Here is a 22,846-nt window from a genome sequence, read left to right as displayed (position 1 = left end):
CTGTCCTGCGCTCTGCCTTATCAGAACCGATAGCCTGACAAGCTGCAAGCCGCAGGGTCACTCCAGACCGGGTTCGTCCAGCAGATGGCGCCCCATCCGGTCCTCGACCTCTATCACCCATAGATCCGGATCAAATGCGCGCTGGCGGCTAATGGAGGCATCAACATCCATTTCTGCACCGGCTGCCAGTTGGTCCCATTTACGATTACCGCTCATCAAGTCATAGGTGCGATGAAAGGCGCGGGCCTGGCCATCAAGCGAGTTGAGCTTCACCAGCACTGCGCCGGCGGTGTCGTCCCCGTGCGAGGTGACAAAAGCCGGGATGTCCTGAAACCGCAAGCGGGCCAGATAGGCATCAACCCAGAACCGGGCAGTGAGGCGGGTCATACTGCGCCTCTGCTGATGTCAGCGCCCAAGGCGAGTAGGGGAGCCTCCGGCGGGAGTATTTCCGGAAAGATGAAAAGGCGGGAAGGCATCAATTGCCGTCTTTGAAGTCGAGGCCCATTTCCGAATAGCGTTCTGCCTCTTCCAGCCAGTTCGGGCGCACCTTGACCTGCAGGAACAAGTGCACTTTGCGGCCCAGGAATTCCTCCAGCTCGGCGCGGGCGGCCTGAGAAACAGACTTGATGGTCTCGCCGCGCTTGCCCAGAACGATCCCTTTGTGGCCGTCACGCATTACATAGATCAGCTGGTCCACGCGGGCGGAGCCGTCTTTGCGTTCTTCCCATTTCTCGGTCTCGACAGTCAGCTGGTAAGGCAGCTCCTGGTGCAGGCGCAGGGTCAGTTTCTCGCGGGTCATCTCGGCTGCGATCATCCGCATCGGCAGATCGGCGATCTGATCTTCGGGGTAGAGCCAGGGGCTTTCTGGCAGTTTGCCTGCCAACCATTGGCGCAAGTCATCAACACCGTAGCCGCGCTCTGCCGAAATCATAAACGTCTCGGCGAAATTGTAACGGCTGTTCAGATCCTGAGTGAGTCCCAGCAGTTTCTCTGATGGCACCTTGTCGATCTTGTTGATCGCCAGCGCCACGGTACGGCCTTCGCCGATTTCCTCCAGCCCTTCCAGGATCTTTTCGACGCCTTCAGTGATGCCCCGATGCGCTTCAACCATCAGCACAACGGCATCAGCGTCCGCAGCGCCGCCCCATGCGGCTGCAACCATTGCGCGGTCCAGGCGGCGGCGCGGTTTAAACAGGCCTGGAGTGTCAACAAACACCAGCTGCGCATCGCCTTCCATCGCCACGCCGCGGATGCGGGCGCGGGTGGTCTGCACCTTGTGAGTCACGATCGAGACCTTTGCCCCGACCATGCGGTTCAGAAGGGTCGATTTGCCCGCATTGGGCTCTCCGATCAGGGCAATGAATCCGGCGCGTGTAGTCATCTGTACTGGTCCTGTTTGCAGAGCAGACCCCTACAGGATTTCACCCAAAGGGGCCAGAGGCGTTTTCATTGGGTGTCAGGCAAGGATGCACAAGCCTGCCCTGTGTCAAAAACCTGTGGCAGATCCGGTGCGACGGTCGCGGCGCCAAGCCCTTCCGCAAGCCAGACCACTCGGCCTGCCAACTTCGCTTTTCGTGAAACACTGGCAGGGCGCAGATCATTGGCATGTGATCAGGCGCCGGAAAACCGGACTGACCAGCCAGATCCGGGCGATCTGACGGATCAGCTGAGCTGTTCCAGCAGTGCCTTGGCCGCAGCCTGTTCAGCCTGTCGTTTGGACCCTGCCGTCGCCTGCGCTTCGGTGCCGTCCTGTAGGCGGGCGGCAATTGTGAAGACCGGTGCGTGGTCCGGCCCGCTGCGCGAAACCTCCACATAGGTCGGCACCTTCTGGCCGCGAGCCTGAGCCCATTCCTGCAAGGAAGTCTTGGCGTCACGCGCGTCGCTTTCGACCTGGTGGATGCGGCTGCCCCACAGGCGGATGATTACCTCTGCGGCTGCGTCAAATCCCGCATCTTTGTAGACCGCAGCGATGACCGCCTCCATCGCATCGCCAAGCAGTGCCTGCTTGCGGCGCCCGCCGGACATCATCTCCGAGCGGCCCAGCTTCAGCACGGCGCCCAGGTCAATTTCCTTGGCAACATCAGCGCAGGCTTCTTTGCGCACCAGCGCATTGAACCGCGGCGCCAGTTGGCCCTCGGTGGCGGTCTTGTCATGCTCCAGCAGCGCAGTGGCCATCACCAGCCCCAGCACCCGGTCTCCCAGAAACTCCAGCCGCTGGTTGTCTTTGCGAGTGGCAGAAGACACAGACGCATGGGTCACGGCACGCTGCAGCAGATCGGGACGGGCGAATTTGTGCCCGATCCGCTCTTCGAATGCGTGCAGCTCCTTGGACAGTTTCACTGGATCCCCTTGAAGAAACGGTTGCTACGCCAGGTCCAGAAGTAGAGCATGGAGCGCCCGGCAGAGGAGAACATGATCCGGTCGGCACGGCCGATCAGGTTTTCATAAGGCACAAACCCGACACCGCCCGCGGTCTGTGGCAACCGGCTGTCCGAGGAATTGTCGCGGTTGTCGCCCATAAAGAAATAATGCCCTTCCGGCACGTGGTAGACACTGGTGTGATCGACCCCTTGGTTGGTGATGTTGAGCACCGTATGCTCAGAGCCGCCCGGCAGGGTTTCGATCTGGCGCGATTTCTTGCAGATGGCGCCCTGGCCGACCGGAGCGTTTTCACAGCGCGGCATTGACCCTTGCGGGCCCTGGCGCTCCATCACTTCCTCAAATGCGCCCGCATCCTGCAGCTTGACCGGTTCACCGTTGATGAACAGCACACCGTTCTTCATCTGGACCGTATCGCCTGGCAGGCCGATCAGCCGCTTGATGAAGTCATGGCCATTCACAGGGTGACGGAACACCGCCACATCGCCACGCTCGGGTTCACTGCCGAGCAGGCGGGTGTTGTCCCCATCCAGAAAACTGCACACATCCTTGGCGTCGATGTTCACCCCGATCGCAGGCAGTCGGAGACTGGGGCAGGAGGCATAGGAATAGCCATAAGCCACCTTGTTGACGAAAAGAAAATCCCCGATCAACAGGGTTTCCTTCATCGATCCGGAGGGAATCCAGAAGGGCTGAAAGAACAAGGTGCGAAAGACACCGGCGATCAGCAGCGCGTAGACAACGGTCTTGATCGTCTCAATGATCGAACTGCTGGTCTTTGCTTTGGCCGTCATCAGGCTCTCCGGTTTGGAAAAAAGGGTCCGGGGCTACATGCGGGGCTGAAGGGGGCAAGTCAAGTTCCGGCAGGCGATTCCGCCGGGTCCGTGTCCGCTCGGCGCGCCTCGATCAGCACAAAGGCCTGTGCCCAGGGATGGTCATCGGTCAATGTTACGTGAATCACCGCCTCATGTCCGGACGGGGTCATCTGCTGCAGGCGCTCTGCCGCCCAGCCGGTCACATGCATCACTGGTTGGCCCGTCGCCAGATTGCTGACGGCCATGTCCTTCCAGGCGATCCCCATACGCAGCCCGGTGCCCAGCGCCTTGGAGCAGGCCTCCTTGGCTGCCCAGCGCTTAGCATAGGTCCCTGCCACATCGCGGCGGCGCTCCGCCTTCTCCTGCTCAGTTTTGGTGAATACCCGGTTGCGGAACCGGTCGCCGAAACGGTCCAGCGTACGCTGGATACGCTCGATATTGGCGAGATCGGTTCCGATTCCCAGGATCATTCTTCCAGCCGTTTCAACCCCAGCTTGATACCATGGCCCAGGAACAGCCGGTTGACCATCAGGATAACACCCAGCAAGACAACGAAAATCCCAGCAACATAGACCAAAGGAATAGTCTCCCGCGCTTCAGCCACCATCGGGCTGTTCCAGTAAAGCGGCAGCTGTATGATGGTGAGCACTGCAACAACCCCGGTCATTGCTGCCGCGCAAATCCATGCATCTCTGCTTGGCAAAGGCGCAGGTGCGACCTGGGCAACCCGCATGCCTTCCACAACCGAGGCCACCATCGGAGGCAGAACCGTTGCCAGACCGGCGGGCATGCCGATGCTGAATTGCGCCAGGAGCACCCCCGCCAGCAGCATCACAACAGAAGCCGCCATCCAGACGAGCCCATAACGGATCAGATTGACCTGCATCACCCCTGCTCCCGCGCTGCATCCATCAGACGGCGCATTTCCTGAACTGCCGGGGTCAGGCCGCGGAAGACCGCCTCGCCGATCAGGAAGTGGCCGATGTTCAGCTCTTTCACCTCTGGAAAGGCCGCAACCGGCTGCACAGTATCATATGTCAAACCATGGCCTGCATGCACCTCCAGTCCCAGAGACGCCCCGTAGGCAGACATCTCCCGCAGGGCTTCCAATTCGCGGTCACGGTCTGCGAACCTGCCGTCCGCATGATAGTCGCAATAGGCACCGGTGTGCAGTTCGATCACCTCTGCACCAATCCGGTGCGCGGCCTCGATTTGCTTCTGGTCGGCAGCGATGAAGATCGACACCCGACAACCCGCGTCTCGCAGCGGGGCAATGAAATGGGCCAGCCGGTTTTCCTCCCGCGCCACTTCCAGCCCGCCCTCGGTGGTGCGCTCTTCGCGCTTTTCCGGCACGATGCAAACCGCGTGCGGTTTGTGGCGCAATGCGATCCGCTGCATTTCTTCGGTCGCTGCCATTTCAAAGTTCAGCGGCACGCTGAGTGCTTCCATCAGCCCATCGATATCGGCATCGGTGATGTGACGGCGGTCTTCGCGCAGATGGGCCGTGATACCGTCGGCGCCGGCTTCCTCAGCCAGTTTCGCCGCCCGGACCGGGTCTGGATATGCGCCACCACGAGCGTTGCGCACAGTGGCGACATGGTCGATGTTGACCCCCAGCCGCAGTTGGTTCTGTGTCATGAGATCTGTGTCATCCAGTTGTAGTCAAAGCTTCTGCTCAAAGACTAGACAGACAGCAAGCAAGAGCAAGCTTGCAAAAGAAATTGGTACAATACGGCGTGCCAATCAGATGTCGGTATCGATCTCGGCGCGTTTCTTGATAGCCTCGAATTTGGCCTTGATCTTGGCTCGGCGGCGCTGCTGGTAAACCCGGATCACCGGCAGGCTGAGCATGTAGCAGACCGTAGCTGAAATCACGCCCGGGATGATTCCACCGATCATATAAGGATAAAACACTTCGTTGTAGAACAAATGCAGCCCTTGCCAGTCGGCCGGACGGTCCCTGAACAGGGCGATCAGATTGTCCTTTAGGTCGCCGCCTGCGGCCAGAAACTTGCCAACCAGGGATTTGTCGACGTCCTGATCGAACTCTGTCCCCAGCAGCCAGTGGCCGGACTGAAGGGACGCAACACCAATCGGAACATAGGTCAGCGGATTGCCAAAGAAAGTGGCGCTGAGCGCTGCCAGGATATTGCCATTCATCGTCCGGGCGATGATGGCTGCGACAAGAAAATGCATCCCGTAGAACGGCGTGAATGTGGTGAACACCCCGGCCCAGATGCCGCGGGCGATGCGCTCAGGCGAATCCGGCAGGCGGCGCACCCGGTGCTTCACGTACAGGAAAGCCCGGCCCCAGCCGCCGCGCGGCCAGAGAAAATCCGTCAGCGCCCGAAGGGGCGGACGTCTGTCCCGGCGCCTGAATACCAAAGCTGTGCGTCCTTCCCAGTTTCCGGCCCAGTTTCCGGCTCAAAGCTCAACGGGTTACCCCGGAAAATGGCGCTCTTCCGGCTTGTCCCGGAACCGCGCCACAGCGGCAACATCGCTTTCCGCCTCAAGCGTCAGCATCAGCGAGTGCAGCTGCTCTGCATCCCGCAGCTCCACATTGATCATAAGCCGGTAAAAGTCTGGTTTCCTGTCAACAAATTCCAGGTCGGAAATATTGGCCTTTTTCTCGCCGATCAATGTGCAAATGCGACCCAAAACCCCGGCATCGTTGCCAATTGTCAGCTCCAGCGTGGTGCCATAGGCCGCCGGATGGGTTCCCCCGTGCCATTGCACGTCCATCCAGCGCTCTGGCTGATCCTCAAATTCGCTCAGCCGGTCGCAATCCGCCGCATGCACCACCACACCGCGGCCGCGGTAGGTTATGCCGATGATGCGCTCTCCGGGCAGAGGCTGGCAACAGGCCGCGCGCTCAAAGCTCTGCCCCGGTTCAAGGCCGATAACGGCGCGACGCGGCGAAATCTCTTCGCCATCGCCCGCAGTCAATTCCGGGTAGACCGATTGTACAACATCATGGGCCGTGATTTCGGCCGCACCCAGGCGCGCCAAAAGCTCAGCCACATCGCTTGCCCGCAACGCACGCGCAGCGGTTTCCAACGCCTTGTCTGTCGCCTTCTTGCCCACATGCTCAAAAGCCGAACGTGCCAGCTCATGCCCCAGTTTCACAAACCGCGCCCGATCCGCCTCGCGCAGGGAGCGACGGATGGCCGTGCGGGCTTTACCGGTGGTGGCGATCTCCAGCCAGCTCAGCTGTGGTGTCTGGCCTTCTGCCGTAATCACATCCACCGACTGCCCATTGCGCAGCCGCGTCCATAGCGGCACCCGAATGCCGTCCACCTTGGCGCCGACACAGGAGCTGCCGATACGGGTGTGAATGGCATAGGCAAAATCGATCGGTGTCGCGCCCTTGGGCAACTTGATCACATCCCCTTTGGGCGTGAAGCAGAACACCTGGTCTGAATACATCTCAAGCTTCACAGCTTCGAGGAACTCGTCGTGATCATCCTCGGCGTCAAACTGCTCGGTCAGCGAAGCGATCCACTTGGCAGGGTCCACTGCAAAGGGGTTTTCGGTGCGTACCCCGTCCCTGTAGGACCAATGCGCTGCCACCCCGGTTTCGGCCACATCATGCATCTGGCGGGTGCGAATTTGCACCTCCACCCGCTTCCCGTCACGGCCCGACACGGTGGTATGAATCGAACGGTAGCCGTTGGATTTCGGCTGGCTGATGTAGTCCTTGAACCGGCCTGGCACCGCCCGCCATCGCTGATGGATGGCGCCCAGCGCACGGTAGGCGTCCTCTTCCGATGTGGTGATCACCCGGAACCCATAGATATCGGACAACCGCGAGAACCCCTGATCCTTCTCCTGCATCTTGCGCCAGATTGAATAGGGCTTCTTGGCGCGACCAAAGACTTCGGCCTCGATATCCGCCTTTTCCAGCTCCAGCCGCATGTCGCCGGTGATCCGGTGGATCACATCGCCAGTTTCCCGCTGCAGCGTCACAAAACGGCGGATGATCGATTGACGCCCTTCCGGGTTCAGCACGCGGAAGGCCAGATCCTCCAGCTCTTCGCGCATCCATTGCATCCCCATGCGGCCAGCCAGCGGCGCATAGATATCCATGGTCTCGCGTGCTTTCTGGGCCTGCTTTTCCGGGCGCATCGCCTTGATGGTGCGCATATTGTGCAGACGGTCGGCAAGCTTGACCAGAATCACCCGCAGGTCCTTGGACATCGCCATGAACAGTTTGCGAAAGTTCTCGGCCTGCTTGGTTTCGCGGCTGGACAGCTGCAGATTGGTCAGCTTGGTGACGCCATCCACCAGCATCGCCACTTCATCGCCGAAGCGGCGGGCGACTTCTTCGTAGTTGGCTTTGGTGTCTTCTATCGTGTCATGCAGCAACGCGGTGATGATCGTTGCGTCATCCAGGCGCTGCTCAGTCAGGATAGCGGCCACGGCCACCGGATGCGTAAAATACGGCTCGCCCGAGTGCCGGAACTGCCCGTCATGCATCTGCTCGCCAAAGTCATACGCTTCGGCGACCCTATCCGCATTTGTCTTGGGATTGTAGTTGCGGACCAGAGCAATCAGGTCATCAGGGGAAATCATGTCCGGTCCGCAGCCTCAAATTCGAAAGCGTACGCCTCAGCCCTGGCCCTGGGCCTCCATCAGCGCGCGCAGCAGTTTCTCTTCCGACATATCGTCATCGGCAGGCTTGTCGTTATCCGCGCCCATCAGAAGAGCCATAGAATCTTCTTCTGGCTCGTCAACCTCGATCTGGGTCTGATTGCTCTCAATCAGGCGTTCGCGCAGATCATCGGCAGTCTGGGTCTCGTCGGCGATTTCGCGCAGGGAGACAACCGGATTTTTGTCGTTGTCGCGCTCGACGGTAATCGGGGCACCAGCCGAAATCTCGCGGGCACGGTGCGCGGCCAGCATCACCAGCTCAAAGCGATTGGGCACTTTATCTACGCAATCTTCAACCGTCACGCGGGCCATCAGCGACTCTCCATTTCATTCCTGGTCCAGAAGGCAGACATTTACGCCCATATCTTTCCCTTGACAAGGGCGGAAAACACCGCATTCCGCGGGTCAGAGCGGGGTAACCGCTGCTATGTCCTGTTCCGGCAGCTGTGCCAGCATCTCGGTTACGGATTTCTGCAGAACCGGGTGGCACCAGCGCGGCGCGATATCGGCCAGCGGCACCAGAACAAAGGCGCGATCCTGGATGCGCGGATGCGGCAGGATCAGCTGGCCCGGCGCCTCTTGCATTTGCTGTTCCAACGGCAATCCCTGCCAGCGGGCATACCCCGCCGCATCCGGCAGCACCGCGCCGCCGAAATCCACCAAATCCAAATCCAGCGTCCGCATGCCCCAGCGCTGCGCCCGCACCCTGGCAAACTGCGCCTCAATATCATGCAGGCGCGCCAGCAGATCACTGGCAGACAATGCAGTTTCCACTGAAACCGCTGCGTTCACATAATCCGGCCCGGCACCAGCAGGGAAACAGGGGGTCTGAAAGAAGCGGGACACACTGCGCAGGGCGATATCCCCTGACTGCAGCGCCCCGATTGCCTTTGCCAAGGTGATCTGAGGCGCATCAGCGTCAGCGGGCAGGTTGCCGCCAAGTGCAATCAGCGCCGATTTACAGTTTACGGCCATCTTTGACCCTATTCAAACGGACAGTATACTTGCGGCACATGACAAATAACTTACATTAAGTCTACCCGTTTCGCCGATTTCAAGCATTCACTCACGGAACCCCCGGCCGAGGCGGAGATACCGGAAGGAAAATTTGATGTTTTACAAGGACGAACGGCTCGCGCTGTTCATAGACGGGTCAAACCTCTACGCTGCTGCCAAGGCGCTGGGGTTTGATATCGACTATAAGCTATTGCGGCAGGAATTCATGCGCCGCGGCAAGCTTCTGCGGGCTTTTTATTACACCGCCCTGTTGGAGAATGACGAATATTCGCCGATCCGGCCGCTTGTCGACTGGCTGCACTATAACGGGTTCACCATGGTCACCAAACCGGCCAAGGAATACACCGACAGCATGGGCCGCCGCAAAGTCAAAGGCAACATGGACATTGAGCTTACTGTCGATGCCATGGAGCTGGCGCCGCGGGTGGACCATATTGTGCTGTTCTCAGGTGATGGGGACTTTCGCCCGCTCATTGCCAGTCTGCAGCGCCAGGGTGTGCGGGTTTCGGTGGTCTCGACCATCCGCAGCCAGCCGCCGATGATTTCTGACGACCTGCGCCGCCAGGCTGACAATTTCATCGAACTGGAAGAGCTGCGCGACGTGATCGGCCGCCCGCCGCGCGAGCAAAGCGAACCGCGTTCCGCCACCGCCGCACACGGCTGAGCCGGGACCGCAGGGAAAGAACCGGAACAGCCACCTGATGGGGCGGTGACTGTTCCGGAACGAATGGCTGCCCGCCTCCCTCACAGGTCGGCATGCCTGGATTGTCGCACGCCTATTATTGAGCACGCGGCACTCCACTGCATCCCTGCGCGTTGCTGCCATGCCCGGGCTTATCCGGTACTGGACCTTGCCGCCTGAAGCGCTTACCTCTGGCGCGCAAGGAGACGCATATGACCAAGCCAGCCCTGACCCTCTACCTTGCCGCACCGCGCGGCTTCTGCGCAGGCGTGGACCGCGCCATCAAGATCGTCGAAATGGCTATCGGAAAATGGGGGGCGCCGGTCTATGTGCGCCATGAAATAGTACACAACAAATTCGTGGTCGATTCCCTGCGCGAAAAAGGTGCCGTATTTGTCGAAGAGCTGAACGAGTGCCCCGATGATCGACCAGTCATCTTTTCTGCTCACGGCGTGCCGAAGTCAGTGCCTGCAGCGGCCCAAGCACGGGAGATGGTCTATGTGGACGCCACCTGCCCGCTTGTCTCCAAGGTGCATATCGAAGCACAACGCCACGCCGAAGCCGGCTTGCAAATGATCATGATCGGCCACAAGGGGCACCCTGAAACCATCGGCACAATGGGCCAGCTGCCCGATGGCGAAGTGCTGCTGGTGGAAACCGCCGCCGACGTGGCCACAGTAGAAGTGCGCGACCCCGAACGCCTCGCCTATGTCACCCAGACCACATTGTCAGTCGATGACACCAAAGGCATCGTTGCAGCACTCGAAGACCGCTTCCCCAATATCATCGGCCCGCACAAGGAAGACATCTGTTATGCCACCACCAACCGCCAAGAGGCGGTGAAATCGGTGGCTCCTAAGGCCGACGCGCTTTTGGTGGTCGGCGCGCCGAACTCCTCAAACTCTCGCCGTCTTGTCGAGGTCGGGGCCAAGAACGGTTGCGACTACGCCCAGCTGGTTCAGCGGGCAGATAACATCGACTGGCGTGCGCTGGACGGCATCCGCTCCGTTGCCATCACCGCCGGTGCCTCAGCCCCAGAACTGCTGGTCAACGAGGTGATCGACGCCTTCCGCGAACGCTATGAGGTGACAGTCGAAGTGGTTGAAACCGCCGTGGAAACGGTTGAATTCAAGGTCCCCCGCGTATTGCGTCAGCCGGCGTAACTGGCGGCCTGCTGAAAACAATCCAGGTTACGGAATTTGCGCCTGATGCGAACCATTCGCGTTAAGGATTCAGTCCCGGCATCTGGTGGATCAGGTCCGGAATGAAACGATCTGGCTCTAACGTCCAGATTCTGCAGATGTACTCATAAGGCGTCAGTCCGATGGCTGTCTTCAAGCGACGTGCAAAGCTGTCGGCGTCCTGGCAGTCCGCGAGGTGCCTGCGAAGCTGCTTGTGGTTTACCTAGTGATACGTTTGACCGTGGCGTCCTTGATCGTGTGGGTCATGCTCTCAAAAGCCGCTGGGTTCAGAACGGCATATATGACTTCATCACCCGCTCACGAAGCGGCGTTGTTCTCCCCTCTGTCATTGGAACCTCCTCTGTCGACTGAGAGAGCCCCAATCGTCAGGCAGGTTTGGCCACGCAAAAAATCGATCCGCTCAGATCAGCGCGCAACACCAGAAACAAACGCCATTACCGCACCAGCGGATTCGTCCAAATCCCGCGGGTCAGTCATATACCCAACCCCTCACCCCTTCCCGTTTTCATGCTCCAGCCGCTGCTTTGCGATCTCGGCGTTGCGCTCTGCGCGCTGGTGGTCGGTGAGCGCCTGTTTCACATAGTCCAGATGGGCCTCGACCGCGGCACGGGCTTGTTGCGGGTCGCGGGCCTGCAGGGCAGCATTGATGGCGCGGTGCTGCTCCAAGAGCGCCTCATAGGTGGTGTGCTGCTGGAACATGATCCGGCGGTTGTAGAACACGCCTTCGCGCAGCAGATCAAACATCGATCGCATCATATGCAGCATGACGACGTTGTGGCTGGCATCCATGATGGCGGAGTGGAACTGGGCATCAAGCTTGGCCGCTTCCTCGGACTCGGCCGGATTGCCGGCCGCTTCCATCTTGTCAAGGATTGCCTGGATCACCTTCAGATCATAGTCGGAGCCGAACCGAGCGGCGCGCTCCGCAGCGAGCCCTTCCATGTCGCGGCGAAAGGAGAGGTAGTCGAACACGGCCTCGTCATGGGTGGCGAACAATTGGATCAAGGCGGGGGAGAAGGCAGAGCCCAGAACATCGGCCACAAATACACCGGAGCCTGCCTTGGAGGCCAGCAAGCCGCGCGCCTGCAGCTCGCCGATGGCATCGCGCAACGACGGGCGCGAGACGCCGAGCCGCTCGGCCAGTTCCCGTTCGGCAGGCAGCCGTTCACCGGGCGATAGTATCCCGCGCAGGATCAGCTGCTCGATCTGCTTGACGACAGAGGCAGAGAGTTTTTCGGGTTGAACTTTGTGGAAAGGCATCTGGTCGCTCTGGCAGATTGGTCAATTTATATGACCACGCCAGTCAGCCAGCTGCAAGGTTTCGCGGCTTCACGATGGCTGCAATAATAGGTCAGCATTATTGACTTTTCTTTAGGCCCGTTTACCGTGGACCGATCACTTTGGTCAGGAGGAAGCCATGCATCTGGAACAGATTTTTGCCACCCGCAACAGCCGGATGAAGGCGTCCGAAATCCGTGAGCTGCTGAAGCTGCTGGATCAGCCGGACATCATTTCCTTTGCCGGCGGCATCCCGGACCCGGCGCTGTTCCCGGCAGATGAATTCGCCAAAGCGTTCAAGGCTGCGCTGACGCCCGAGCGGCAAGCACAGGCGCTGCAGTATTCCGTCAGCGAAGGCTATCTGCCACTGCGCCAGTGGATTGTGCAGGAGATGGCAAAGATCGGCATTGTTTGCGATTCAGATAATGTGCTGATCACCTCGGGCTCGCAGCAGGCGCTGGATTATCTGGGCAAGCTGTTCCTGTCGCCGGGGGATACCGCGCTGGTCGGCTGGCCGACCTACTTGGGTGCGCTGGCTGCCTTCAATGCTTATGAGCCACGCTATGATCAGCTGTCTTTGAATGGCAACAGGACGACAGAAAGTTACACAGAGGGTGCGGCAGAAACCGGCGCGGTGAAATTTGCCTATCTGTCGCCTGACTTTGCCAATCCAACAGGAGAGACGCTGGACCGGGAGGGGCGTCTGAGGCTTTTGGCACTGGCCGCGGAACTGGATTGCGCCGTCATCGAAGATGCGGCGTATCAGTCGCTGCGCTATGATGGTGAACCGGTGCTGCCGGTTCTGGCTCTGGAGCTGCAGCAGAAGGGCTCTATCGAGGATTGCCGGACCGTCTATTGCGGCTCCTTCAGCAAGACGTTGTCACCGGGTTTGAGGCTGGGATGGGCGGTGGCCGCCAAACCGGTGATCTCGCAGATGGTACTGTTGAAGCAGGCGGCTGATTTGCACACTTCAACCATCAACCAGATGGCAGTGCATGGCGTTGCGGAGGGCTGTTTCGACAAGCATGTCGAACAGTTGCGCGCGGTCTATCAGCGCCGCCGCGATGTGATGCTGGCGGCACTGAAAGATCACATGCCTAAAGATGTGAGCTGGACCCGGCCAGAGGGTGGAATGTTTGTCTGGATTACCCTGCCCAAAGGCATGGACGGCGCGAAGGTGCTGGCCCGGTCACTGGAGACCGAGAGAGTGGCCTTTGTTCCTGGCCAGGCGTTTTTCGCCGATGGCAGCGGCGGGAATACAATCCGGCTGAGCTTCTCCAATTCCGACCATACGGCAATTGAGGAAGGAATTGCCCGGCTGGGGCGGCTGTTAGGGTCAATCTAGGCGTTCACGTGCATAAACCGTGCCGTTGGTGCCAGGAAATGAGGGTCGCAGAGGCTAGCGCGGGGGCAATTGTGTCGCCCCATGGGGGCGGGTCGGCCCGGTCTGGCCTGTGACCGGGTGGGACAGGACAGCAAAGTGACCCTGCGCAGTCGGCGTTCACGCACGGCTAAGCAGAACACCGCCGGAAACCGTAGGTTATCCACAAGATATAGTGGAGATTGTGGCGAATTCGTCCCGATTTGGGGGTGCGCAGCGTTGACTCAACGGATAGGAACCGCTGAACTTTCTCGATACGGAATCATGAAGGGGCAGCTTTGCGGTTTTCCAAGCTCAGGCTGAACGGCTTCAAAAGCTTTGTTGATCCTACCGAACTGATCATTGCCGATGGGCTGACAGGGGTTGTGGGTCCAAACGGTTGCGGCAAATCCAATCTTCTGGAGGCATTGCGCTGGGTGATGGGGGAAACCCGCGCCAAGGCGATGCGCGGCGGCGGCATGGAAGATGTGATCTTTGCCGGCACCTCCTCGCGACCGGCACGCAATTTTGCCGAAGTCAGCCTGAATATCGACAATTCGGAGCGGCTGGCGCCCTCGGGCTTCAATGAGGCGGATACGCTGGAGATTGTACGCCGCATCACCCGCGATGTTGGCAGCGCCTACAAATCCAACGGTAAAGACGTGCGGGCGCGCGATGTGCAGATGCTGTTTGCGGATGCCTCGACCGGGGCCCATTCGCCAGCGTTGGTGCGACAGGGGCAGATCGCTGAGCTGATCAACGCCAAGCCCAAGGCGCGGCGGCGTATCTTGGAAGAGGCCGCAGGGATTTCCGGCCTCTATCAGCGCCGTCACGAGGCGGAGCTGAAGCTGAAGAACACCGAGGCCAACCTGCTGCGCGTTGATGACGTGATAGAGCAGCTGGCGGCGCAGCTGGCTCAGCTGGCGAAACAGGCACGGCAGGCGCAGCGTTACCGCGAGATCGGTGAAAACCTGCGGCTGGCCGAAGGTATGCTGCTCTATCGCCGCTGGCGCGAAGCGGATGAGGCGCGGCTGGCCTCCGAGGATGAGCTGCGTGTACGGGTCGAGCAGGCTGCCAAGGCGGAGGCGCTGGTGCGCGCGGCGGCAGCACAGCGCGGCACATTTGAGGAAAAACTGCCGCCCCTGCGTGAGGAGGAAGCCATTGCGGCAGCCATCTTGCAGCGGCTGGTGGTGCAGCGTGACTCGCTGGGTGATCAGGAGGCACAGGCGCGCCAGACCATCGAACGTCTCAGCAACCGAATTGCGCAGCTGGGCAATGACATTGAGCGTGAGACCGGCCTGAACAAGGACGCAGGCGAAACCATCGAGCGGCTGGAGTGGGAGCAGCGTGAGCTGTCCAAGGCAGGCGATGGCCATGACGGAAAGCTGACAGAGGCTGCAGAACTTGCACGCGATGCAGGTTCGATCCTGCAGGCACGCGAGGATCATTTGGCGCAAGTGACTGAGGATGTGGCCCGTCTCGCTGCCCGTCACCAGTCAGCGCAGCGTGCGGTTGAGGACTGTCAGCGTGCGCTGGGGCGCTCTGAGGACGAGGCAGGAAAAGCGCGCGCTGCACAAGGCGAGTCGCAGCAAGCACTGGGGCTGGCAGCGGAGAAATTCGAAGCTGCAGTGGTGGCTGAGGAAGAGGCGCGCGAGGCCTCGGAATTGGCTGAGGAAGCGCTGGAAGCAGCTGATGAGACCCGCACCGAGACCCAGGCCCGCGAGGCAGAGGCACGTTCGCAGCGGTCTGAGGCAGAGGGCGAACTGGGCGCGTTGCGCGCTGAAGCGACGGCGCTGGCCAAGCTGGTGGAGCGCGACACCGCCGAAGGCGGCCAGGTTCTGGATGAGCTGACGGTGGCTCCGGGGTATGAAAAGGCCCTGGGAGCGGCGCTGGCCGATGACCTGCGCGCGCCGCTGGCAGATGCGGACGGGCCAACCGGTTGGGTTGCTCTGTCTGGGTATGACAGTGATGCGCCACTGCCAGATGGTGTGCAGCCCCTGGCACTGTTCGTCTCCGGCCCCGATGCTTTGTCGCGCAGGGTGGCGCAAATCGGCCTGGTGGATGGCGATGCGGCCGCAGGCCTTCAGGCCCAGCTGCGCCCAGGCCAACGGCTGGTGACGATCGAAGGCGATTTGTGGCGCTGGGACGGCTACCGCGCCTGGGCCGAAGATGCGCCAAGTGCCGCAGCGCTGCGACTGGAACAGCTGAACAAGCTGGAGGCGCTGAAACAGGAAATGGAGCGCGTCAGCGCCACGGCAGACGGCGCCCGTGCGGCACATGAAATGCTGCTGCAAAAGCTGGAAGAGGTGACGCTGGCCGACCAGAACGCGCGGCAGGCGCGCCGGGTGGCAGACCAGCGGGTGGCGGATGCTGCCCGGGCGTTGAGCCGCGCCGAGGCTGACCGCAACCTGGCCGAGGGCAAGCTGGAGACGCTCGGCATTGCCGTGTCACGCCATGAGGAAGACGCGCTAAACGCGCGTTTGCAGCTGACAGAGGCTGAAAAGGCGCTGGGGGATCTTGGCGATCTGGACCAGGCCCGCACTTCTGTGGAAGACATCAAACAGTCGGTGGAGGCAGCGCGGATCACCATGCTGACGCATCGCTCCAGCCATGACGAACTGCGTCGCGAAGGCGAGGCGCGCACCAAGCGCGCACAGGAGGTGACCAAGGAACTGTCCGGCTGGCGCCATCGTCTGGAAAGCGCAGAGGCGCGGATCGAGGAATTGGCCGAGCGCCGCGAGACCTCGCAGGAGGAACTGGAGGAGGCTGGTGCGGTTCCGGCGGAGATCGCCGAAAAACGCGAAGAGCTGAATGAGGCAATCGCTGAGGCGGAAAGCCGCAAATCAGCCGCAACCGAGACGCTGATTGCGGCTGAGGCGGAACTGCGCGAAGCGGTCCACAAGGAGCGCGAATGCGAGCGGCTGGCCTCTGAGGCACGCGAGGCAAGGGCGCGGTCCGAGGCACGCAGCGATGCCGCCAAGGATGCGGTGACCCAGGCGGCAGGCCGGATCATCGAGGCGCAGCAGATTACCCCGCAAGCACTGCTGGAGAAGCTGGGCGTGTCGCCGGATGAAATGCCTGCCTCGGACGATCTGGAACACGACGTGGACCGCTACAAGCGGCAGCGTGATGCCCTGGGCGCCGTGAACCTGCGCGCCGAAGAAGACGCCCGCGGGGTGCAGAACGAGCATGACACGCTGGTGGCTGAGAAGCTTGATCTGGAAGGGGCGGTAAAGACCCTGCGCGACGGGATTGCCAGCCTCAACCGCGAAGGCAGAGAGCGGCTGCTGACGGCGTTCGAACAGGTGAACAGCAGCTTTGCCATGCTGTTTACCCATCTGTTCGGCGGCGGCGAGGCCAATCTGGTGATGGTCGAAAGCGATGACCCGCTGGACGCAGGGCTTGAGATCATGTGCCAGCCGCCGGGCAAGAAGCTGTCGACGCTGTCGCTGCTCTCAGGCGGCGAGCAGACCCTGACCGCAATGGCGCTGATCTTTGCGGTGTTCCTGTCGAACCCGGCGCCGATATGCGTGCTGGACGAGGTCGACGCCCCCCTGGATGATGCCAATGTGACCCGCTTCTGTGATCTGCTGGACGAGATGTGCCGTCAGACCGATACCCGCTTCCTGATCATCACCCACCATGCGGTGACGATGGCGCGTATGGACCGGCTGTTTGGCGTCACCATGCAGGAAAAAGGCGTCAGCCAGCTGGTTTCGGTTGACCTCAAGAAGGCAGAGGCGATGGTGGCGTGAGCTCCGGCTCAGAGGGGATCTGAGCCGTGGCCTGTTTGCAAAGACTAAGTTTTGTGGAGTGACAGATGAAATTTCAGAAAGCAATTGCCGTAGCTGCGGTGCTGACACTGCCGACGGCCGCTATGGCGCAGAATGTGGTGGCCAAGACTGGCGAAAGCGTCGCCAACTTCTTCAAAGACGAAGGTGCCAATGTCGAAGTGACCACTGACAGCGTCGGCGATCCGAACCTGAAGGTCGAATACTACGGCAACGATTTCTCAGTTTACTATTACGGTTGTGAAGACAATACCAACTGTGATGCGATCCAGTTCTTCTCCGGCTACCAGACCGATGGAAGCGTGCGGCTGTCCAAGATCAACGAATGGAATACCAACAACCGCTTTGCCCGTGCCTATGTATCCGAGGAAGGCTCTGCCCGGATCGAAATGGACGTGCTGCTGGGGAACAGCGGCATAACGTCGGATGACTTCGCTCTGGCTGTCGGCAAGTGGAACCGGGCGATGCAGGACTTCGAGGAATTCATCGACTGGTAACTGCGCCTGTCACCTGATCGTGACAGCGCGCTGCAGCAGCAACCGCTAAGGTAGGGGCATGAGATGGATCATGCCCCTTTTCCTTTGTTTTGCAGCGGCCGGTGCCGCGGCAGAAAATTGGCAGCTGCGCCCAGGTGATACTCCGTTTGCACAGGCGGAGCTGCAGGCGCTTCCGGGGCAATCTTTCCAGTTTTTTGACGGCGGCGAGTCGCAGTACGGGCGCAACGGCGCCTACGCCTATACATATTCAGCTGAGAACGGCGGCGGCACCGCCTGGGGCACTTACCGGATTGCCCGCGACGGCAGTATCTGCGTGGATTTCACCAATGGCTTCAACCGCTGCGACCTGTATGTGCGCAACGGTGCCCGGGTGATCCTGGTCACCCAGAAAGGAGAGCGGTTTCCTGTCCGCTAAAGCTTCTTGAGCAGTGCCGGCGTAGGCCAGGCATCGGCAGGCAGGCCGAGCCGTTTTTGCTCTTTTTGCACAGCGACGCGGGTGCGGGCGCCGAGAATGCCGTCAATGTTGCCTACATTATGGCCGCGGGCCTGCAGTTTCTGCTGTAGCTGTTTCATTTGCGCGCTGGTCAGGCCGCTGTCAGGAGCACCTGCATCATAGACATCTGCCCCTTGCAGCCGATTGGCAAAATACGCAGCCGTCAGCACATAGGTGAAGCTTTGATTCCACTCAAAGTAGACGTCAAAATTCGGGTAGGCGAGAAAGGCCGGGCCCTTGTGGCCCTGCGGCAGCAGCAAAGAGGCGCGCATGGTGCCTTCGGGCAGGCTGCCATCCCGCGCCGCAACGCCCAGCTTACGCCATTGTGCCACGGATTTCTTTTGGGCCGTACCGCTGAGCGACAAGTCCAGGTCTTCGGGGATGGTGACTTCCTGCAGCCAAGGCTGACCTGCCTGCCAGCCAAGGTGAGACAGCATCCGTGCCCCTGACATCAGCGCATCGGGGGCAGAAGTCTTGAGGCTGACCTTGCCGTCGCCATCCGCATCGACACCATGCTCCAGAATGTCGCCGGGCAGCATCTGCACCATACCGATTTCACCCGCCCAGGCACCGGTGGTGCGTTTGGGGTCGAAATTGCCCTGTTTGAACAACTCCAATGCCGAGAACACTTGCGGCCGGAACAGGTCGGGGCGGCGACAGTCATGGGCCAGCGTGACCAGCGCATCGCGGGTATTGAAATCGCCCTGATAGCCGCCGTAGTCAGTCTCAAACGCCCAGAATGCCAGCAGCACGCCGCGGTTGATGCCATAAGTGCTTTCGATGCGCTGGAAGGTGGCATCGTGTTTCTGTGCCATCTGGCGGCCGTGCTTCAGACGGTTCTGCGAGATCAAGTGGCGGGAAAAATCGATGAAGGGTTTTTGAAACACACCCTGGCCACGGTCGGCTTTGAGCACCCGGTCATCCTGTCGGGCACCGGCAAAGAAGGCGTTGACCGTAGCAGTGTCATAGCCGGCCTGGACCGCCTCGTCTTTCATCTGATTCACAAAATTCTGAAATCCGCCGCCGCATTGGGCACGTGCCGCCGCGGGCAGCAGGGCCGCTACGAGGACAAAGGGCAATAGGCGCATAGTTCTGGCGTTCCTTGGTCTTACCGCTCCCATAGGGGCTTATGTGCTAGATAATTACAGCAATAGCAACCGTCAGGGCCAGTGCAAGCCCCCAGGCCTGCCAAAGAACCGTAACGGAACGGGTGATGGTTCCGGCGCTAGCGCTTTTGCTGCCGGTGTCATGAACCCAAGGGAAGTCGCGCATCTGCCCGTCATAAGAACGCGGCCCCGCAAGCGATGTGTCCAGCGCCCGCGCCATTGCAGCTTCGGGCCAGCCTGCATTGGGAGAGCGGTGCTTGCGGGCATCTTTGACAATGGCGCGCCAGCGGGGCAGCTGGCCACTGGCAAGGGCGATCAGCAGCCCGGTCAGCCGGGCGGGGATCAGGTTCAGCAGGTCATCCAGCCGGGCGGCGGCCCAGCCGAAGTCCTGATAGCGCTCATTACGGTAGCCGATCATGCTGTCCGCCGTGTTGACCATCTTGTAAACGATCAGCCCAGGCAGCCCGGCAACCAAGAACCAGAAGGCCGGTGCAATGACGCCGTCGGACAGGTTTTCAGAGCCGCTCTCGATGGCGGAGCGGGCGGCCTGAGGGGCTGTCATACCGGCGGTGTCACGGCTGACGATCATTGCCACTGCCTTGCGGCCGTCTTCCAGGCCGCTGCACAGGCCATGGGCAACGGCGGCGACATGGTCTGTCAGCGACCGCTGGGCGATCAGAATGGCAGCAACCAGAATTTCAAACAAAGTGCCTGGCGCGGCCAGCAGTTTGCCTGCAATGATGCCGCACAGAACCAGAGCTGCGGCGGCCAGCGCCCCCTTGATGCGCCGTCCAGAGCCGGAGTTGAGCTTGCGGTCCAGAAAATCAACGACCTTGCCCATCACCACGGCGGGATGCGTCAAGCGCGACCACAGCCAGTCCGGTTCTCCAAAAACAGCATCCAGAAGCAGCGCAACTGTCAGCATTGCGGCAGTGGTCACAGGGCGGCCTCCAGCCGGTCCCAACCATCAGCGGGCGGCAGGCCCAGACGCAAAAAGGTGCGGGAATAGGGGAAGATGCGGCTCCAGATATGGCTACGGGCCAGATTTCGCTGCCAGGTGGCGGCATCGTCCACTTCGTAAAGCCGGAACAGACCGGTGCCGCCCGCCAGCTCGGCACCTTTTGCAAGCATCAGCTTGTCCAGGCGGGTGGCATCCTGATGCAGACGGTTGCGGGAGGCTTCTGCCCAGGTGTGATCCTGCAAAGCCCGCGCGCCGGTGCGCAGAGCCGGGCCGGACACCGCCCAAGGACCTTGCCAGGTGGACAGCTGGGCGATCAGGTTGGGGTCGCCAATGGCAAAACCCAGCCGCAGGCCGGCCAGCCCCCAGAATTTTCCAAAACTTTTCAGCATCACGACACCGGGGCGGGCCGCCATGTGGATCAGGCTTTGGTCCGGGCAGATGTCGCAAAAGCTTTCGTCGATGATGGTCAGGGGCGCAGAGAGCTTACCCTCTTCCCACAGGCGGCCATCCGGATTGTTCGGGTGCACCGCAACCTTGGCTTCGGCGGGGCCGTGCACCCTGACGATCCAGCCGCGGGCTTCGAAGGCGGCGGCGTGTTCGTTGTAGGTTGGCTTTGAGATCTGTACCCAGCGGGGTTCTGCCAGTGCAGGAATAGCGGCAATCAGGGCGGAGGCGCCGGGCGCGGCCAGAACGGCGGCCTCCTCTGGTATTTTCCAAAAGGCGCGTGCGGCCCGTTCCAGATCTTCCAGCGCGTCCGCATCCGGCAGGGCACCCCAGTCACTGGCGTCAAAGTCCGGTAACGGATAGGGCTGGGGGTTGATGCCGGTGGACAGGTCGATCCAGCCGCTGCGGGTGCCGCCGAACTCGGCCATGGCTGCGCTCAGGTTGCCGCCATGATCGCGGGGCTGGGGTGCAGGGTCGTGAGAGAGGTCATGCATCGCGGTCACCACCGGTGAAAGTTCGCTCCGGACTGCGCCGGACGCCATCTGAGGCAAGGCGCGTATTACCCTATGCTGAGCGGTGCGTGAACTCCCTATTTTTGGGGGGATGCCATTAGCCTCGCCGGTGCGGTTCCCGCCAGTTGATATCCGGATTGATGGGGGTGATCCGGTGCGGGTTGATGGTGACATGACTGTAGTAATAGTGGCGTACGATGTGCTGCATACCCACGGTTTCCGCCACGCCCGGCCATTGGTAAAGCTCGCGCACATAAGCCCAGAGGTTCGGGTATTCTACCAGCCGTTTCCGGTTGCACTTGAAATGCACATGATAGACCGGATCAAAACGCAACAGCGTGGTGAACAGCCGCCAGTCGGCCTCAGTGATGCGTGCTCCCAACAGGTAGCGGTGCTGCGACAGCAGATCCTCCAGCCAGTCCAGGCTTGCAAACAGCGGCTCTACTGCTGCGTCATAGGCCTCTTGCGTGGTGGCAAAGCCGCATTTGTAAACGCCATTGTTAACAGTGCTGTAGATGCGGGCATTCACGGCCTCGATCGGCTCGCGCAATTCTTCGGGCCAGTAGTCGTCCGTATTGCCGGTGATCCCGTCAAAGGCCGAATTGAACATGCGGATGATCTCGGAACTTTCGTTGGAAACGATGGTGTTCTGCTGTGTGTCCCACAGCACCGGTACCGTCACCCTGCCAGTATAACTGGCATCGGCGCGGGTATAGATCTGATGCATGCGGCTACTGCCGAACAGCGCATCCCCAGTAGCGCCGTGATCATCTGTCTCGAAGGTCCAGCCTTCCTCCATCATGTCCGGGTGTACCGTGGAGACGGAGATATGCGGCTCCAGCCCCTTCAGCTTGTGGAAGATCAGGGTGCGGTGGGCCCAGGGGCAGGCCCGCGAGACATATAGGTGATAACGCCCGCTTTCAGCCGCGAAACTGCCAGAGCCGCCGGGGCCGGTACTGCCATCGGCGGTGATCCAGTTTCGGAACTGCGATTCGCTGCGTTTGAAGGCGCCGCCAGTGGATTTGGTATCATACCACTTGTCGTGCCACTTGCCGTCGATCAAAAGGCCCATTGCCGGTGCTCCCGCTGCTGTGTTGAAATAAGCATAAGCAGGCCACCCCTCCGCGCCTATGCACTGATGCGCGCAGGGCTTCTGCGCCATTGCACAGCAGTAACAAAATTGCGCGCCCGTCAAATTTCCAAAAATGTTCACTTGATTTTATCCATTTGTGACGCACCGTTGAAAGAAGGACTGAGAAACGTCACGCATTTGGAAGGCCGCTGATATGAATACTTATGTACCCAAAGCCGTGCAGGAAGCGCTTGATACTGCCCGCCTGCAGGGGATGCGGCGCAAAAGCCGTTTGCGGGTGATGGCGGACAATGAGCTGTATCCGGTGCTGCGCCTGTGGAAGACCGGGTTCTCGGTCGAAACGGACACTGCGCCGATGCTGCGCGGGCTGGTCGATATCTATGATGGCGCCCGCCATGTCTCGCAATGCCTGATCGTCGCCGGTGAGGAAGAGGGCGGCGAGATGTGCTATGAATTCAAACGCGCGACGCCTGCTGCCGACAGGGCGCCGCTGGATTTCTACAAGTCCCCGGATTCACCTGCTGGGCTGATCCCCTTTGATCAGTCGCAGGGCAAGATCTGAAGCA

Annotated in this window: 23 protein-coding genes and 1 pseudogene; 7 read left to right on the top strand and 17 right to left on the bottom strand. The window is 60.6% G+C overall.

All coding sequences use genetic code 11. The features are described 5' to 3' along the window. Positions 1-57: 57 nt before the first annotated feature. The 11 genes from ACP151_RS05270 to folK form a co-directional block, all read right to left on the bottom strand. Entirely contained in the window at positions 58-387 is a 330-nt protein-coding gene (locus ACP151_RS05270) for a DUF1491 family protein (RefSeq protein ID WP_424977809.1), read from the bottom strand. 88 nt (positions 388-475) lie between these two features. After that, a complete protein-coding gene (era, locus tag ACP151_RS05265) occupies positions 476-1,381 on the bottom strand; it encodes a GTPase Era (RefSeq protein ID WP_424977808.1) in 906 nt (301 codons plus the stop codon). A 281-nt stretch (positions 1,382-1,662) separates the two neighbouring features. Next, on the bottom strand, positions 1,663-2,340 hold the full coding sequence (rnc, locus tag ACP151_RS05260; protein WP_424977807.1) for a ribonuclease III: 678 nt from the start codon (positions 2,338-2,340) through the stop codon (positions 1,663-1,665). Continuing rightward, entirely contained in the window at positions 2,337-3,173 is an 837-nt protein-coding gene (gene lepB / locus ACP151_RS05255; protein ID WP_424977806.1) for a signal peptidase I, read from the bottom strand. The genes rnc and lepB overlap by 4 nt, the downstream gene beginning before the upstream one ends. A gap of 59 nt (positions 3,174-3,232) precedes the next feature. Continuing rightward, positions 3,233-3,664, bottom strand: a complete 432-nt coding sequence (gene acpS, locus ACP151_RS05250; RefSeq protein WP_424977805.1) for a holo-ACP synthase — start codon at positions 3,662-3,664, stop codon at positions 3,233-3,235. Beyond that, positions 3,661-4,080: an ABZJ_00895 family protein gene (locus ACP151_RS05245; protein ID WP_424977804.1), complete on the bottom strand. Its 420-nt coding sequence runs from the start codon at positions 4,078-4,080 to the stop codon at positions 3,661-3,663. Before ACP151_RS05245 ends, acpS begins: the two co-directional genes overlap by 4 nt. Then, a complete protein-coding gene (locus ACP151_RS05240; RefSeq protein ID WP_424977803.1) occupies positions 4,080-4,832 on the bottom strand; it encodes a pyridoxine 5'-phosphate synthase in 753 nt (250 codons plus the stop codon). Before ACP151_RS05240 ends, ACP151_RS05245 begins: the two co-directional genes overlap by 1 nt. Positions 4,833-4,937: 105 nt before the next feature. After that, positions 4,938-5,579 (bottom strand): DUF2062 domain-containing protein, encoded by a 642-nt coding sequence (locus tag ACP151_RS05235; protein WP_424977802.1) that lies wholly within the window; start codon positions 5,577-5,579, stop codon positions 4,938-4,940. Between the two features lie 54 nt (positions 5,580-5,633). Then, a complete protein-coding gene (locus ACP151_RS05230) occupies positions 5,634-7,766 on the bottom strand; it encodes a RelA/SpoT family protein (protein WP_424977801.1) in 2,133 nt (710 codons plus the stop codon). A 36-nt stretch (positions 7,767-7,802) separates the two neighbouring features. Next, positions 7,803-8,156, bottom strand: a complete 354-nt coding sequence (gene rpoZ / locus ACP151_RS05225; protein WP_424977800.1) for a DNA-directed RNA polymerase subunit omega — start codon at positions 8,154-8,156, stop codon at positions 7,803-7,805. A gap of 93 nt (positions 8,157-8,249) precedes the next feature. Further along, on the bottom strand, positions 8,250-8,819 hold the full coding sequence (gene folK / locus ACP151_RS05220; protein ID WP_424977799.1) for a 2-amino-4-hydroxy-6-hydroxymethyldihydropteridine diphosphokinase: 570 nt from the start codon (positions 8,817-8,819) through the stop codon (positions 8,250-8,252). 136 nt (positions 8,820-8,955) lie between these two features. On the opposite strand from folK, the gene ACP151_RS05215 reads away from it, so the two are divergent. Both ACP151_RS05215 and ispH read left to right on the top strand, forming a co-directional pair. Beyond that, positions 8,956-9,525: an NYN domain-containing protein gene (locus tag ACP151_RS05215; RefSeq protein WP_019296609.1), complete on the top strand. Its 570-nt coding sequence runs from the start codon at positions 8,956-8,958 to the stop codon at positions 9,523-9,525. A 230-nt stretch (positions 9,526-9,755) separates the two neighbouring features. After that, the gene (ispH, locus tag ACP151_RS05210; RefSeq protein ID WP_424977798.1) at positions 9,756-10,706 is read left to right on the top strand and encodes a 4-hydroxy-3-methylbut-2-enyl diphosphate reductase; all 951 of its coding nucleotides are present in this window, start codon (positions 9,756-9,758) and stop codon (positions 10,704-10,706) included. A 61-nt stretch (positions 10,707-10,767) separates the two neighbouring features. Here ispH and ACP151_RS05205 read toward each other — a convergent pair. After that, positions 10,768-10,997 (bottom strand): annotated as a pseudogene (locus tag ACP151_RS05205) (IS481 family transposase); the annotation flags it as partial. A 237-nt stretch (positions 10,998-11,234) separates the two neighbouring features. After that, positions 11,235-12,005, bottom strand: coding sequence for a FadR/GntR family transcriptional regulator (locus tag ACP151_RS05200; RefSeq protein WP_424977797.1), 771 nt, complete (start codon positions 12,003-12,005; stop codon positions 11,235-11,237). A gap of 157 nt (positions 12,006-12,162) precedes the next feature. On the opposite strand from ACP151_RS05200, the gene ACP151_RS05195 reads away from it, so the two are divergent. The 4 genes from ACP151_RS05195 to ACP151_RS05180 all read left to right on the top strand — a co-directional run bounded on the left by ACP151_RS05195 (position 12,163) and on the right by ACP151_RS05180 (position 18,086). Beyond that, positions 12,163-13,368 (top strand): PLP-dependent aminotransferase family protein, encoded by a 1,206-nt coding sequence (locus tag ACP151_RS05195; protein WP_424977796.1) that lies wholly within the window; start codon positions 12,163-12,165, stop codon positions 13,366-13,368. Between the two features lie 314 nt (positions 13,369-13,682). Next, positions 13,683-17,138: a chromosome segregation SMC family protein gene (locus ACP151_RS05190; RefSeq protein WP_424977795.1), complete on the top strand. Its 3,456-nt coding sequence runs from the start codon at positions 13,683-13,685 to the stop codon at positions 17,136-17,138. A 65-nt stretch (positions 17,139-17,203) separates the two neighbouring features. After that, the gene (locus tag ACP151_RS05185) at positions 17,204-17,671 is read left to right on the top strand and encodes a YbjN domain-containing protein (RefSeq protein WP_424977794.1); all 468 of its coding nucleotides are present in this window, start codon (positions 17,204-17,206) and stop codon (positions 17,669-17,671) included. A 70-nt stretch (positions 17,672-17,741) separates the two neighbouring features. Then, complete coding sequence (locus tag ACP151_RS05180; RefSeq protein WP_424977793.1) at positions 17,742-18,086, top strand: hypothetical protein; 345 nt, start codon at positions 17,742-17,744, stop codon at positions 18,084-18,086. Here ACP151_RS05180 and ACP151_RS05175 read toward each other — a convergent pair. The 4 genes from ACP151_RS05175 to ACP151_RS05160 all read right to left on the bottom strand — a co-directional run bounded on the left by ACP151_RS05175 (position 18,083) and on the right by ACP151_RS05160 (position 22,259). Further along, a complete protein-coding gene (locus tag ACP151_RS05175) occupies positions 18,083-19,252 on the bottom strand; it encodes a lytic murein transglycosylase (RefSeq protein ID WP_424977792.1) in 1,170 nt (389 codons plus the stop codon). The genes ACP151_RS05180 and ACP151_RS05175 overlap by 4 nt on opposite strands. A gap of 46 nt (positions 19,253-19,298) precedes the next feature. Further along, complete coding sequence (cbiB, locus tag ACP151_RS05170) at positions 19,299-20,210, bottom strand: adenosylcobinamide-phosphate synthase CbiB (protein ID WP_424977791.1); 912 nt, start codon at positions 20,208-20,210, stop codon at positions 19,299-19,301. After that, positions 20,207-21,169 carry a threonine-phosphate decarboxylase gene (locus ACP151_RS05165; protein WP_424977839.1) on the bottom strand — a complete coding sequence of 321 codons (963 nt, stop codon included), beginning with the start codon at positions 21,167-21,169 and terminating at the stop codon, positions 20,207-20,209. The genes cbiB and ACP151_RS05165 overlap by 4 nt, the downstream gene beginning before the upstream one ends. 115 nt (positions 21,170-21,284) lie before the next feature. Beyond that, positions 21,285-22,259 carry a glutathione S-transferase family protein gene (locus ACP151_RS05160; protein ID WP_424977790.1) on the bottom strand — a complete coding sequence of 325 codons (975 nt, stop codon included), beginning with the start codon at positions 22,257-22,259 and terminating at the stop codon, positions 21,285-21,287. 214 nt (positions 22,260-22,473) lie between these two features. Here ACP151_RS05160 and ACP151_RS05155 point away from each other — a divergent pair, with 214 nt between their 5' ends. Further along, positions 22,474-22,842, top strand: a complete 369-nt coding sequence (locus tag ACP151_RS05155; RefSeq protein ID WP_424977789.1) for a hypothetical protein — start codon at positions 22,474-22,476, stop codon at positions 22,840-22,842. The last annotated feature ends 4 nt before the right edge of the window (positions 22,843-22,846 follow it).

The organism is Leisingera sp. S232, assembly GCF_049800895.1.
Taxonomy (GTDB): Bacteria; Pseudomonadota; Alphaproteobacteria; order Rhodobacterales; family Rhodobacteraceae; genus Leisingera.
The sequence above is the reverse complement of the archived record's forward strand: the minus strand, read 5'-3'. Positions and strand labels throughout refer to the sequence as shown.